The organism is Pseudorhodoferax sp. (assembly GCF_047601025.1).
Classification (GTDB): Bacteria; Pseudomonadota; Gammaproteobacteria; order Burkholderiales; family Burkholderiaceae_C; genus Pseudorhodoferax.
In genome coordinates, this window is record NZ_JASGJZ010000001.1 from 1,314,680 (window position 1) to 1,326,849 (window position 12,170).

At 76.1% G+C, this 12,170-nt stretch carries 13 protein-coding genes; all 13 read left to right on the forward strand.

Translation table 11 applies throughout. The annotated features are described in order from the left end of the window. Nucleotides 1-71 precede the first annotated feature (71 nt). The 13 genes from QM782_RS06230 (at nucleotide 72) to QM782_RS06290 (ending at nucleotide 11,683) form a co-directional block, all read left to right on the forward strand. Nucleotides 72-767 (forward strand): hypothetical protein, encoded by a 696-nt coding sequence (locus tag QM782_RS06230; RefSeq protein ID WP_415202045.1) that lies wholly within the window; start codon nucleotides 72-74, stop codon nucleotides 765-767. Beyond that, nucleotides 764-2,092: a Pvc16 family protein gene (locus QM782_RS06235; RefSeq protein WP_415202046.1), complete on the forward strand. Its 1,329-nt coding sequence runs from the start codon at nucleotides 764-766 to the stop codon at nucleotides 2,090-2,092. Before QM782_RS06230 ends, QM782_RS06235 begins: the two co-directional genes overlap by 4 nt. Continuing rightward, nucleotides 2,089-4,053 carry an ATP-binding protein gene (locus tag QM782_RS06240; RefSeq protein ID WP_415202047.1) on the forward strand — a complete coding sequence of 655 codons (1,965 nt, stop codon included), beginning with the start codon at nucleotides 2,089-2,091 and terminating at the stop codon, nucleotides 4,051-4,053. Before QM782_RS06235 ends, QM782_RS06240 begins: the two co-directional genes overlap by 4 nt. Next, nucleotides 4,050-5,984 carry a DUF4157 domain-containing protein gene (locus QM782_RS06245; RefSeq protein ID WP_415202048.1) on the forward strand — a complete coding sequence of 645 codons (1,935 nt, stop codon included), beginning with the start codon at nucleotides 4,050-4,052 and terminating at the stop codon, nucleotides 5,982-5,984. The genes QM782_RS06240 and QM782_RS06245 overlap by 4 nt, the downstream gene beginning before the upstream one ends. Then, nucleotides 5,981-6,526: a hypothetical protein gene (locus tag QM782_RS06250; RefSeq protein ID WP_415202049.1), complete on the forward strand. Its 546-nt coding sequence runs from the start codon at nucleotides 5,981-5,983 to the stop codon at nucleotides 6,524-6,526. The genes QM782_RS06245 and QM782_RS06250 overlap by 4 nt, the downstream gene beginning before the upstream one ends. Beyond that, the gene (locus QM782_RS06255; RefSeq protein ID WP_415202050.1) at nucleotides 6,523-6,801 is read left to right on the forward strand and encodes a hypothetical protein; all 279 of its coding nucleotides are present in this window, start codon (nucleotides 6,523-6,525) and stop codon (nucleotides 6,799-6,801) included. The genes QM782_RS06250 and QM782_RS06255 overlap by 4 nt, the downstream gene beginning before the upstream one ends. Continuing rightward, on the forward strand, nucleotides 6,789-8,111 hold the full coding sequence (locus QM782_RS06260) for a DUF4157 domain-containing protein (RefSeq protein WP_415202051.1): 1,323 nt from the start codon (nucleotides 6,789-6,791) through the stop codon (nucleotides 8,109-8,111). Before QM782_RS06255 ends, QM782_RS06260 begins: the two co-directional genes overlap by 13 nt. Next, entirely contained in the window at nucleotides 8,108-8,764 is a 657-nt protein-coding gene (locus QM782_RS06265) for a hypothetical protein (RefSeq protein ID WP_415202052.1), read from the forward strand. Before QM782_RS06260 ends, QM782_RS06265 begins: the two co-directional genes overlap by 4 nt. A gap of 1 nt (nucleotide 8,765) precedes the next feature. Next, complete coding sequence (locus QM782_RS06270) at nucleotides 8,766-9,128, forward strand: LysM domain-containing protein (RefSeq protein WP_415202053.1); 363 nt, start codon at nucleotides 8,766-8,768, stop codon at nucleotides 9,126-9,128. A 1-nt stretch (nucleotide 9,129) separates the two neighbouring features. Further along, entirely contained in the window at nucleotides 9,130-10,272 is a 1,143-nt protein-coding gene (locus tag QM782_RS06275; protein ID WP_415202054.1) for a hypothetical protein, read from the forward strand. Nucleotides 10,273-10,462: 190 nt separating this feature from the next. Beyond that, nucleotides 10,463-10,972: a phage baseplate assembly protein V gene (locus QM782_RS06280; RefSeq protein WP_415202055.1), complete on the forward strand. Its 510-nt coding sequence runs from the start codon at nucleotides 10,463-10,465 to the stop codon at nucleotides 10,970-10,972. A 12-nt stretch (nucleotides 10,973-10,984) separates the two neighbouring features. Further along, a complete protein-coding gene (locus tag QM782_RS06285) occupies nucleotides 10,985-11,305 on the forward strand; it encodes a hypothetical protein (protein ID WP_415202056.1) in 321 nt (106 codons plus the stop codon). Nucleotides 11,306-11,317: 12 nt separating this feature from the next. Continuing rightward, entirely contained in the window at nucleotides 11,318-11,683 is a 366-nt protein-coding gene (locus tag QM782_RS06290) for a GPW/gp25 family protein (protein WP_415202057.1), read from the forward strand. Nucleotides 11,684-12,170: the final 487 nt, after the last annotated feature.

Below are 12,170 nucleotides of genomic sequence, written 5' to 3' on the forward strand. Positions count from 1 at the left end.
GGGGATCGGCCCAGCGAAGGCGGCTGGGGCGCCGACCATGCGCCGACGGACAGGCCGTACGGAGACGCCGCATGAGCGGCCTGCTGCAGCGCCTCGCCGCCCGCGCCACCGGCACCGCCTGGGCCGTGCGCAGCGACGCGCGGCTGCCGTTCGCCGCGGCGCCGGCCCCGGCCACGCCGGACGAGATGCCGTTCCCCGTGTCCACCAGGCCGCTGCAGGAGCCGGCCGACGCGCCGGCCGCGCCGCTGCCACCGCACGCCAGCGATGCGCCACCCGCGCACCCGTCGCCGATGGCCGCGGCCGCGCAGGCCGATCCGGCGCCGCTGCTGCCGGCGCGATCCTCCGCCGCCGCGCCGGGCGCGGCACCTCCCGCGCCATCGCCCGAACCACCGCCGGCGGCCGGCGCATCGCAGCCCCACGCCCTCGTGCGCGACGCGCAGCCGCCCGCCATGCCGCCGCGCCGCCCGCAGCCTGGCGGACCGCACCAGGCGGACCGGCCGCCCGCGGCGCCAGCCGATCCGCCGCCGCTGCTGCCGCCCGCCCCCGCGGCCACTGTCCGACCACATCCGCTGGCAGCCCCCCGCCGCGCGCCGGCAGCCGCCGCCGCAGCCACGGCCGACGCCGCCCCCACCGAAGTCCACGTCCACATCGGCCGCATCGAGGTCACCGCCGTGCCGCCGCCCGCGCCGCGCCCGCGCGCCGCGCGCGAGCGCACGCCGCCGCTGTCGCTGGACGCCTACCTCGCCCAGCGCAGGAGGCAGCCGTGAGCACGGCCCTGGCCATCGCCGGCGTCACCGCCGTGCTGCGCGACCTGCTGGCCGACGGCCTGGCGGCCCGCAACGTGGCCGGCGTGCTCGGCGCCAGCGTCGGCGTCAGCGTGCTGGCGCCGGACCGCGTGGTCGCCGCCAACGCGGCCGAGGCCTCGCAGCTGAACCTGTTCCTGTACCTGGCCACGCCGAACCCGGGCTGGCGCAACGCCGCGCTGCCGTCGCTGGACGGCAGCGGCCGCGCGCGCCTGACCGACCCGCCGCTGGCGCTGGACCTGCACTACCTGCTGTCGGCCTACAGCGGCGGCGACCTGCACGCCGAGGTGCTGCTCGGCCACGCGATGCAGCTGCTGCACGAGACGCCGGTGCTCTCGCGCGCGGCCGTGCGCGCCGCGCTGACGCCGCCGCCCGGCCCCGGCAACGCGCTGGCGGACGCACTGGCCGAGGCCGGCCTGGCCGAGCAGATCGAGCTGGTCAAGATCACGCCGGCCGTGCAGAACGCCGAGGAGATGTCCAAGCTGTGGACCGCCACGCAGAGCCACCTGCGCCCGAGCGCGGCCTACACCGTCTCGGTGGTGCTGATCCAGGCGCGCGCGCCGGCGCGCAGCGCGCTGCCGGTGCTCACGCGCGGCCCGCGCGACGCGGCCGGCCGCGAGACCGGCATCGCCGTGCAGCCCGGCCTGGCGGCCGCCGTGCCGCTGCTGGCCACGGCCGAGCCGCCGGACGGCCAGCCCGTGGCCGGCATCGGCGACCTCGTGGTGCTGCGCGGCCAGGCGCTGGACGGCGCCGACCGCCGCGTGCTGCTGGCCAACGACGCCTGGGAGGTCGCGCTGGAGCTGCCGGCCGAACCCGAGCAGCTGCCGGGCCACCCGGCGGCGACCACGGTCGCGTTCTCGCTGGCCGGGCAGGAGGCCGCGCTGCCGGTCGGCATCTACCGCGTGAGCCTGCTCGTCACGCGGCCCGACGTGCTGGACCAGCCGCGGCGCCTGCAGAGCAACCGGCTGGCGCTGGCGGTCGCGCCGCGCCTCACCGACCTGCCGCAGACCGTGGCGCGCGGCGGCGATGGCGCGGCCACGGTCACGCTCGCCTTCGCGCCCGCGCTGCGCAGCGGCCAGCACGCCACGCTGGTGCTCGGCAGCGCGGAGATCGCGCCGCTGGCGGCCGGCGCCACGCCGGGCTCGCTGTCGTTCCGCATCGCCGGCGCCGAGCCCGGCACCCACCTCGCGCGGCTGCGCGTGGACGGCATCGAGAGCCCCATCGTGAACATGGACTTCACGCCCGGCGAAGCGCCCCGGTTCCTGCCGCGCACGGTGACGATCACATGAACGCGCCCGACCGCATCGCCGCCCCCGCGCTGGACTGGAGCAGCGCGAACCAGCAACTGCTCGCGGCCGAGTTCGCGCGGCTGCGCCAGCGCCTGGGCGCGCCGCCCGGCGACGGCCCGCCGGCCGACGCGCGGTGCGCGCTGGCGCGCGCGGCGCTGCCGGCACCGGCGGCGATCGACACGCTGGCCGCGCTGTTCCAGCTCAGCGCGTTCGAGCGCGAGCTCGTGCTGCTGGCCGCCGGCGTCGAGATGGATGCGCAACTGGCCGCGCTGTGCGCGCAGGCCGGCGCCGCGCAGCGGCCCTGGGCCAGCTTCGGCCTGGCGCTGGCCGCGCTGGACCAGCCGCACTGGAGCGCGCTGTCGCCCGACGCGCCGCTGCGCCGCTGGCGCCTGCTGGACCTGGACGAGGGCGCCGGCCTGGCCACGGCGCGGCTGCGGCTGGACGAGCGCGTGCTGCACTACCTGGCCGGCCTGAACCGGCTCGACCCGCGGCTGCAGCCGCTGCTGCAGCCGCTGCCCGACACGGCCGCGCCGCTGGCCGCGGCCCATGCCGCCGCTCTCGACCGCCTGTTCGCGCAGCCGCTGCTGCCGGGCCCGGCGCTGCTGCTCGAAGGCGACGACACCGGCGCCCAGCGCGACCTGGCCGCCGCGCTGGCGGCCCGGCTCGGCGCCGGCCTGTACCTGCTGCGCGCGGCCGAGGTGCCGCCGGCCGCGGCCGAGCAGGCCGCGTTCGCGGCGCTGTGGGGCCGCGAGGCGGCGCTGCTGGGGGCCGGCCTGCTGCTGGAAGGCGACGACGCCACCGGCCCGGAGGCCCAGGCCGCCGCGCTGCGCCTGGCCGGGCGGCTGCCGGGCCTGGTGCTGCTGGCCGCGCGCCAATGGCCGGCCACGGAGTGGCGCGGCCGCCGGCTGCGGCTGGACCTGCCCGCGGCGCCCGAGCGCCGCCGGCTCTGGCAGCAGGCGCTCGGCGAGGCCGCCGCCGCGCTGCCATCCACCGCGCTGGACGCGCTGGCCAGCCAGTACCGGCTGGGCGCGCGCCGCATCGCCGAGATCGCGCAGGCCGCGCGCGCGCCGGACGGCGGCGGCGCCGACGCCGCGGCGCTGCACCGCGCCGCGCGCGACGAGGCCGGCCGCGAGGCCCGGGCCGCCGCGCTGCCGGGCCTGGCGCAGCGCGTGCCGGTGCGCGCCGGCCGGGACGCGCTGGTGCTGCCGCCGGCCCAGCAGGCGCTGCTGCGCCAGCTGGTGGCCCATGCGCGCCACCGGCTCACGGTGCACCACGGCTGGGGCTTCGCCGGCCAGGGCGCGCGCGGCCTGGGCCTGGCCACGCTGTTCTGGGGCGACAGCGGCACCGGCAAGACGCTGGCCGCCGAGGTCGTGGCCCACGAACTCGAACTGGCGCTGCTGCGCGTGGACCTGTCGGCCGTGGTCAGCAAGTACATCGGCGAGACCGAGAAGAACCTGCGCCGCGTGTTCGACGCGGCCGAGACCGCCGGCGCGGTGTTGCTGTTCGACGAGGCCGACGCGCTGTTCGGCAAGCGCAGCGAGGTCAAGGACAGCCACGACCGCTACGCCAACATCGAAGTCAGCTACCTGCTGCAGCGCATGGAGGCCTACGAGGGCCTGGCGATCCTGACCAGCAACCACAAGGCCGCGCTGGACCCGGCGTTCCAGCGCCGGCTGCGCTTCGTCGTGCACTTCCCGTTCCCGGACGCCGCGCAGCGCGAAGGTATCTGGCGCGCCGTGTTCCCGCCCGCCGCGCCGCTGCACGCCGGCGTGGACTTCGCGCGGCTGGCGCGGCTGGACGCCACCGGCGGCGCCATCCGCAACATCGCGCTGTCGGCCGCGTTCCTGGCCGCCGAGGCCGGCACGCCGATCGGCATGGCGCAGCTGCAGCAGGCCGTGCGCATGGAAGGCGCCAAGCGCGAGCGGCCGTTCCCCGAGGCCGAGCTGAGGAGCTGGACATGACGTGCCGGACGGCCGCCCCGCGACCCGCGCGCCCGGACACCGGCGTTGCCGGGCCCGGGCTGCAGCGCAACGGCGCCGGCAGCCCGCCCGCCGGGCTGGACGGCCTGCACCGCAGCGTGCTGCAGCGCCGGCTCGCGGTCGGCGCGGCCGACGACCCGCTGGAGCACGAGGCCGACCAGGCCGCCGAGCGCGCGCTGCAAGGCGGCGCCCGGCCGCCGGCCGCGGCGTGGCGCGGGCGCCGCCTGGCGCCCCGGACCGAGGCGGCAGAGCCGTTGCCCGGCAGCGTGCTCGCCACGCTGCGCACGCCCGGCATGCCGCTGGACGATGCGCTGCGCGCAGACTTCGGCGCACGCTTCGGCCACGACTTCGGCCAGGTCCGCGTGCACCGCGACGCGGCCGCCGCGCGCTCGGCGCAGGACGTCGCGGCGCTGGCCTATACCGTCGGCCCGCACATCGTGTTCGGCGCCGGCCGGTACGCGCCGCACGGCGGGGCCGGCCGCCGGCTGCTGGCGCACGAACTCGCGCATGTGGTGCAGCAGTCGGCCGCGCCGCCCGTCCTGCTGCAGCGTGCCGAGGTCCGCCAGGGCGCGCTGCGCGTGGAGGTCGACTACAGCCCCATCATCCGCGTGACCGCGGCCGACCGCCCGGGCCGCATCCTCGCGCTGATGGCCGCACTGGCCGGCGCGCCGGCCGATGCCGTGCAGGACAGCGCCACGCGCGCGCTCGACGCCGGCGCGCAGGAATGGCTGCTGTTCGCGCTGCAGTTGCTGCAGCGCAACCGCAGCGCCGCCAGCACGCTGAACGGGGGGCTCGCCGTGCAGCGGCTGCTGGCCTACGCGCCCATGGCGCAGCACCGCCCGCTGCCCGATCCGGACGCCCTGTTCGTGCGCGAGGCGCTGCGCGAATCGGGGTGGTCGCAGACCGCGCAGGCCCAGCGCCTGGCGGTGCCCGGCGCCGCCGACCGCGCGGCCGTCGACGCCGTCGTGAACCCCGTTCCCTCCAGCGGCAGCGCGACCGACCCGCTGGACGTGGCCGAGTTCCATCGCCGCCTGCCGCCGGCGCTCACGCATCTGCTGCAGCGGCTCGACCCGGCGCGCTGGACCCACGTCGGCACGCGCTCGCTGTCGGCCTTCCAGGCCATCGGCGACATCGTGCAGGCCGAGGCGCGCAGCTTCTTCGCGCCGTATGCCGACGCGGCCATCGGCAACCTGTACGACCTGCGGCCGGCCTGGCATGCCTCGGCCCACATCTTCGACGTGGGCGCGTCCACGCCCACTGCCGACCAGCGCATCGGCTACCTGCTGAACCGCGCCGAGATCGTGGGCCGCAGCGCCGCCGTGACGCCCGCGATCAACGACGCGAACATCTTCGACCAGACGCATTTCGACGGCTCGCGCCCCGACGACCGGCGCGAACTGCTGGCCGTGGCCACGGCGCTGGCCGGCGACGCCACGGTCGCGGCCATCGTCGACCGGCTGCTGCAGCACACCGGCCGCAAGAGCGGCACCGGCGCAGCCACCACGATCGGGCTGGTCACCGGGTTCGACGCCGATGCGGCGGACGCCTGCACCGATCACTGGCGCGGCATCCAGACGCTGTGCCACGAGGTGCTGCACGCGCTGGTGCACCCGGACTTCAACGCCATGGCCGGCAGGGTGCGCTTTCCGCAAGTCATCCGCGAGGGCTTCACCGAAGTGCTGGGCGTGCAGCTGTTCAACCAGCGCGTGCGGCCCAAGGCCGCCTCGGACCCGGCCTTCAAGAGCCGGCTGGAAGCCGGCGTCAGCGGTGCGCCCTGCCCCGCGCCCGCGGCCGACACCATCGGCTACGGGGCGGCCGGCGCCGGTGCCGAGACGATCCGCGTGCGCGTGGGCGACAGCAACTTCCGCGCGGCGTACTTCCTCGGCCGGCACGAACTTGCGGGGATGGCATGAACCTGCAGTCCCTGCACGTGCTGCTGCAACCGCTGCTGGACGGCGACCTGCCGGCCTGGCAGGGCCTGCCGCCGGCGCCGGTCGCCGCGTTCGACGCCCTGTTCGGCGCGCCGTCCGCCCAGGGCACGGAGCCGCTCGGCGCACGGCCCGCACTGCGCAGCGACTACGCCGGCGCGCTGACGCTGTGGTCGCGCGGCGGACTGGCCGTCATGGCCGCGCCCGCGAAGCTGCCGCCGGACACGGTGCTGCAGGCGCTGGGGCCGCCCGACCTGGTGCTGCCGCACGAGATCCTGCTGCCGGGGCACTACGCGCACGAGTACCTGTACGGCCGGCGCGGGCTGCTGCTGACCGTGGCCGAAGTGCTGCAGGGCAGTGCGCGGCAGGGCGGTGCGCGGCAGGGCGATGCGCGGCAGGGCGGTGCGCGACATGTCGCACGCTGCCGCGGCATGGCGCCGCTGGCCGCGCCGCAGGACCTGGGATCGGACCTGTACCTCGCGTTCGAGGACCGCGTGGCCTGGGCCGCGCCCGGGGAGGCGCCATGACGCGCATCGTGCTGCACGTCGACCGGCTGGTACTGCGCGGCGTGGATGCCGCCGACGCGCCCGCCGTCACGCAGGCGCTGCAGGCCGAGCTGCAGCGCCTGCTGGCCGCCGACGGCGCCGCCGCCCTGGCCGCGCACGGCGGCACGGCCGTGCTGCGCGCCGGCCGCGTCGCGCTGCCCGCCGGCGCCGGCGCGGCCACGCTGGGCCGCGCCGCGGCCGTCCCGATCGTCCACCCTGCCGCAGCGCGGCGCGAACAACGGCCATGCACGCCCTAGCCACCGCCTCCGCCCGAACCGCCGGGCCGCTGCTGCAGCGCAAGTGCGCCTGCGGCGCCGGTGCCGGCGCCACGGGCCGCTGCCCCGATTGCGCGCGCCGGGCGATGCTGGGCCTGCAGCCCAAGCTCGCCGTCGGTGCGCCGGGCGACCGCTTCGAGCGCGAGGCCGACGCCGCGGCCGAGCGCGTGCTGGCCGGCGCCGCGCCGCCGCCGCTCACGCGCGTGGCCGCGCCGCCGCTGCAGCGCGACGGCGAGGACGACCGCAAGAAGAAGCCGCCGAGCCCGGTCGGCGAAGGCCTGGCCACGCTCGGCACGCAGCTCGGCGAGAACAACCCGGCCTTCACCCAGTTCAGCGAGCGCCTGGCGGACCGCTTCCTGGCCCAGCCGGCGCCCCTCAGCGTGGGCGTGCCGGTGTTCCTGGGCGCGAACTACATGTTCCTGTGGGGCATGGCGCTGGCCGACCCGGCGATGCGCCGGCAGTTCGACGACTTCAACCTCGCGCTGCTGCCCGGCATCGTGCCGCACTTCCCGGTCAAGACCTTCCAGTACCGCATCCTGGACGGCGCGCAGACGCGCTTCGCGTTCGAGCTGGGGCTGGACGCCTCCAAGCTGGTGCAGGTCTTCAACCAGGGCGTGTTCGACACGCGCATCTCCAGCCTGAAGCTCGACACCAGCGGCCGGCTCGACACGGCCGGCGGAACAGGCGCCACGCTGTCGGCGCTGCAGGTGCAACTCGGCCTGTTCGGCGACGGCGTGCAGCTGGCGGGCGGCTTTCGCAACGGCATCTCGCCCTACCCCCTGGCGGGCGAGGACGGCACGCGCGTGATGGCGCAGACGCCGGCGCTGCCGGACCTCTACGCCGGCCAGCGCGACGTGCGCTTCACGCTGCAGCTGGACCTGGTCAAGCTCTACGACCACTTCCACCCCTCGGCGCCGCGCGGGCCGGAGCGCCTGCAGCGCCAGGCCGACGCCGGTGCCGCCGCGCCGGCCGCGGACGCCGGCGCCGCGGTGCAGGCCACGCTGGCCGGCGCCGGCGCGCCGCTGGACGCGGCCACGCGCGGCCGCATGGAGCACCGCTTCGGCCACGACTTCGGCCGCGTGCGCGTGCATGCCGACGGCGCCGCAGCGGCCTCCGCCGAGGCCGTGCGGGCGCGCGCCTACACCGTGGGCGCGCACGTCGTGTTCGGCGCCGGCCAGTACGCGCCGGCCAGCGACGCGGGCCGCCGGCTGCTGGCGCACGAACTCGCCCACGTGGTGCAGCAAGGCGCCGCGGCGCCGGCCGGCACCACCCACCAGGAGCGCCTGCCATGACGACGACGCCGTTCTCCCCCCGGCCGCTGAAGGGCGGGCTGGTCACCATCGACCCCGAGTCGGCCAAGGTGCTGCGCGTGATCTCGCTGCAGTACAACGCCGAGTCGCTCAAGCGCGAGCTGAAGGCGCAGGAGGCCGGCGGCGAGGGCGGCGACCGCGCCGAGCCCACGCGCTTCAAGGGCCCGGCGCTGGAGACCATCAGCTTCGAGGCCGACCTGGACGCGACCGACCAGCTCGAATTCCCGGACCAGCACGCCAACGCCGTGGCCTACGGCATCGCGCCGCAGCTCGCCGCGCTGGAGGCGCTCACCCAGCCCGGCAGCGCCCAGCTGCGCAAGGTGGACGGCGACGCCGGCTCGGGCACGCTGGAGATCGCGCCGATGCTGGCGCCGCTGCTGCTGTTCGTCTGGGGCGCGGGCCGCGTGCTGCCGGTCCGGCTGGCGAGCTTCTCGATCACCGAGGAGGCCTTCGACCCGGCGCTGAACCCGATCCACGCCAAGCTGTCGTTCAGCCTGCGCGTGCTGACGGTGGACGACCTGGGCTTCTCGTCCAGGGGCGGCGCGCTGTTCATGGCCTATCTGCAGAGCCGCGAGCAGCTGGCCACGAAGGTGCAGCCGGTCTCGCTGTCCACGCTCGGACTCTCGGGGGTATGACATGGCCGACGCGCTCCAGTCCTTCCTGCAGGCCAACGGCCTGGCGCCGGCCTCGTTCCCGCCGGACAGCCGCTACCACGGGCTGCCGACCGCGCAGGCGCGGCTGCCCGGCGGCCGCACGGTGGTGTTCGTCACCCGGCGCTTGCTGCCGCCGCCGGAGAACTTCGCGCTGCTGCAGACCGTGGCCGTGGCCGCCGGCGAGCGCGCCGACCAGCTCGCCGCGCGCCACCTGGGCGCGGCCGCGCAGTGGTGGCGGCTGGCCGACGCGAACGGCGCGATGCACCCCGAGGCCATGGTCGCCGAGCCCGGCACGCGGCTGCGGATCACCCTGCCCGAGGGCGTGCCGGCGCCGGCCGGGGACTGACATGTTCGCCAAGGGCATCCAGCTCACGCTGCTCGCCGGCCCCGTCGTGCCGGTGCCGGTGCCGCGCGTGGTGCTGGAGGCGCTGCAGAGCGTGGAGGTGCGCACGGCGGCCGGCAGCGCCTCGGGCTTCCAGCTGAAGTTCTCGATCACCGCGCGCTCGGCGCTGAACACGATCTTCCTGCTGGCCGCCGGCACCCACACCGGCATGGCCACGCCGCCGCTGCGCGTGCTGCTGGTGCTGACGCTGAACGGCGGCGCGCAGCCGCTGTTCGACGGCGTGATGACGCACGTGGAGGTGCAGCCCGGCGGCCAGGGCCAGCCCGGCAGCCTGACCGTGACCGGCGAGGACGTGACCAAGGCCATGGACATGCAGGACTGGAGCGGCCTGCCCTTCCCGGCCGTGCCGGTGGAAGGCCGCGTGGCGCTGCTGTGCGCCAAGTACGCGCCGTTCGGGCTGATCCCGATGGTGGTCCCGGTGCTGTTCCCGGACGTGCAGATCCCGATCGACAAGATCCCGGCGCAGCAGGGCACGGACCTGGCCTACATCCAGGCGCTGGCGCGCCAGGTCGGCTACGTGTTCTACGTGGAGCCCGGGCCGGCCGTGGGCACCAACGTCGCGTACTTCGGGCCCGAGATCAAGGTCGGCGTGCCGCAGCCGGCGCTGAACGTGGACATGGACGCGCTGACCAACGTGGAGTCGCTGTCGTTCTCGTTCGACCCGACCAAGGGCGTGCTGCCGGTGGTGTTCATCCAGAACCAGCTGACGCGGGTGCCGATCCCCATCCCGATCCCGAACCTCAACCCGCTGCAGCCGCCGCTGGGCGCGCTGCCCACGCCGATCGCCAACCTGAAGATGCTCAAGGACACGGCCAAGATGAGCCCGATGCGCGCGATCTCGGCCGGCCTGGCCGAGGCCGCCGCCTCGCAGGACGCCGTGGGCGGCCGCGGCAGCCTGGACGTGCTGCGCTACGGCCGCGTGCTGAAGGCGCGCGGCCTGGTCGGCGTGCGCGGCGCCGGCGTGGCCTACGACGGGCTGTACTACGTCAGCAGCGTGACCAGCACGCTCCAGCGCGGCGCGTTCAAGCAGAGCTTCGAGCTCACGCGCAACGGCCTGGTCTCGCTCACCCCCCGGGTGCCCGCATGACCAGGCACGCCCCCGGTCGGCGCGCTGCGCGCTTCGCCAACCCCCTTGCCGGGGGCGCCGCCAGCGGCCCGGCCGACGAGCCCGTTCCGCGGTGGCCGCTGGCATGGCCTGCTCCGCGGCCTCCGGTCCCGCCGCCGTGCCAGCGTTGCCGATCGCGTGCGAGGAATCGGACGATCAAGGAGAAGCGCACGTGAGCGAGAAGTTCTACGGCAAGTACCGCGGCCTGGTGCTCAACAACGTCGATCCGATGCAGATCGGCCGGCTGCAGGTGCAGGTGCCCGACGTGACCGGCCTGCTGCCGGCCACCTGGGCCATGCCCTGCGTGCCGGTGGCCGGCATGCAGAACGGCATGTTCGCGCTGCCGATGATCGGCTCGGGCGTGTGGATCGAGTACGAGCAGGGCGACCCGGACCACCCGATCTGGGTCGGCTGCTTCTGGGGCAGCGCGGCCGAGGTGCCGGCGCTGGCGCGGCTGACGCCGCCGGCGGTGCAGGCCATCACGCTGCAGACGCCGCTGCAGAACGGCCTGACGATCAGCGACCTGCCGGGGCCGAGCGGCGGCATCCTGCTCAAGAGCGCCACCGGCGCCACGCTGATCGTCAACGACACCGGCATCTACATCCAGAACGGCAAGGGCGCCTCCATCGTGATGACCGGGCCGACCGTGACGGTCAACGCCGGCGCGCTGACCGTGGTGTAGGAGCGGCAGCGCATGTCCGGCCCCCTGCTGCACCTCGGCGCCACCGTGCTGTGCGCGCACGGCGGCCAGGCCACGCCGGGCGCGCCGATGCCGCGCGTGCTGGTCTCGGGCCAGCCGGTGGCCACGCAGGCCGCGCCCTGGCTGGTGGCCGGCTGCGCGTTCGCGCCGCCCGGCGGCAACGGCCCGTGCGTCAGCGCGCAGTGGATCGTGGCGGCCACGCGCGTGTTCGCCGGCGGCCAGCCGGTGCTGCTGATGAGCAGCCAGGCCCTGTGCGCGCCGACCGGCACGCCACTGGCGCCGGTGGCCGCGCAGACCCGTGTGATCGGCACCTAGAGGAGCTCGACGATGGACACCGACCTCGCCTTCCCGCTGCGCGCCGACGGCCGCGGCCGCAGCGCGCTGGCCGCGCGCGACGCGCACGTGCGCGAGCTGATCGAGCAACTGCTGTTCACCGCGCCCGGCGAGCGCGTGAACCGGCCCGACTTCGGCTGCGGGCTGATGCAGCTGGTGTTCGCGCCCAACAGCCCGGAGCTGGCGGCCACGCTGCAGGCCCTGGCGCACGGCGCGCTGCAGCAGTACCTGGGCCACCTGCTGCGCATCGACGAGGTGGCGGCCAGCAGCGAGGACGCGGCGCTGACGGTGAGCGTGCGCTACACGGTGCTGCAGACCGGCGAGGCCGGCACCGCCGAGTTCACGCGGGAGGTGTCATGAAGCCTGCCGATCGTCAGGGCCGAGCGCAGCAAAGGCCCGAATCCCAGGCCGAGCGCAGCGATGGCCCGAGTGGCTGTTCCCCCTGTGCCTGCGCCGAGCAGCGCAGCCGTCAGCGGGAAAAGGGCCGTGCATGTCTGAGCCCAAAGGGCGAGTTTGCACGGACCCCGCTGGCGGCGAGCAGCGCAGGTTGCCCGGAGCGCCGCAGGCGCGCAGGGTCGCAGGCACCGGGGGCGCCTTCTCTTTGGTTACTTTCTCTTGGCGAGACAAGAGAAAGTGACTGCGCCGCCGGGCGCACATCCCGGCCTCTGCGCGTAGCACGCACAGATGGAAATTCAAAGGCCGCAGGCGGGGATTTCGCCCCCGCGGGCGACTCCCTTTTCTTGTCTCGCCAAGAAAAGGAAGCAAAAGAAGGCGACCCCAGTGCCCACGACCCTACGCGCCTGCGGCGCTCCGGGCAACCTGCGGTGCTCGCGGCATGGGCGCATCG

What these genes read in the sequence shown, in the direction of transcription:
- QM782_RS06230 (WP_415202045.1), top strand. Translation starts at nt 72, where the DNA reads ATGAGCGGCCTGCTGCAGCGCCTCGCCGCCCGCGCCACCGGCACCGCC.
- QM782_RS06240 (WP_415202047.1), top strand. Translation starts at nt 2,089, where the DNA reads ATGAACGCGCCCGACCGCATCGCCGCCCCCGCGCTGGACTGGAGCAGC.
- QM782_RS06245 (WP_415202048.1), top strand. Translation starts at nt 4,050, where the DNA reads ATGACGTGCCGGACGGCCGCCCCGCGACCCGCGCGCCCGGACACCGGC.
- QM782_RS06250 (WP_415202049.1), top strand. Translation starts at nt 5,981, where the DNA reads ATGAACCTGCAGTCCCTGCACGTGCTGCTGCAACCGCTGCTGGACGGC.
- QM782_RS06255 (WP_415202050.1), top strand. Translation starts at nt 6,523, where the DNA reads ATGACGCGCATCGTGCTGCACGTCGACCGGCTGGTACTGCGCGGCGTG.
- QM782_RS06260 (WP_415202051.1), top strand. Translation starts at nt 6,789, where the DNA reads ATGCACGCCCTAGCCACCGCCTCCGCCCGAACCGCCGGGCCGCTGCTG.
- QM782_RS06265 (WP_415202052.1), top strand. Translation starts at nt 8,108, where the DNA reads ATGACGACGACGCCGTTCTCCCCCCGGCCGCTGAAGGGCGGGCTGGTC.
- QM782_RS06270 (WP_415202053.1), top strand. Translation starts at nt 8,766, where the DNA reads ATGGCCGACGCGCTCCAGTCCTTCCTGCAGGCCAACGGCCTGGCGCCG.
- QM782_RS06275 (WP_415202054.1), top strand. Translation starts at nt 9,130, where the DNA reads ATGTTCGCCAAGGGCATCCAGCTCACGCTGCTCGCCGGCCCCGTCGTG.
- QM782_RS06285 (WP_415202056.1), top strand. Translation starts at nt 10,985, where the DNA reads ATGTCCGGCCCCCTGCTGCACCTCGGCGCCACCGTGCTGTGCGCGCAC.
- QM782_RS06290 (WP_415202057.1), top strand. Translation starts at nt 11,318, where the DNA reads ATGGACACCGACCTCGCCTTCCCGCTGCGCGCCGACGGCCGCGGCCGC.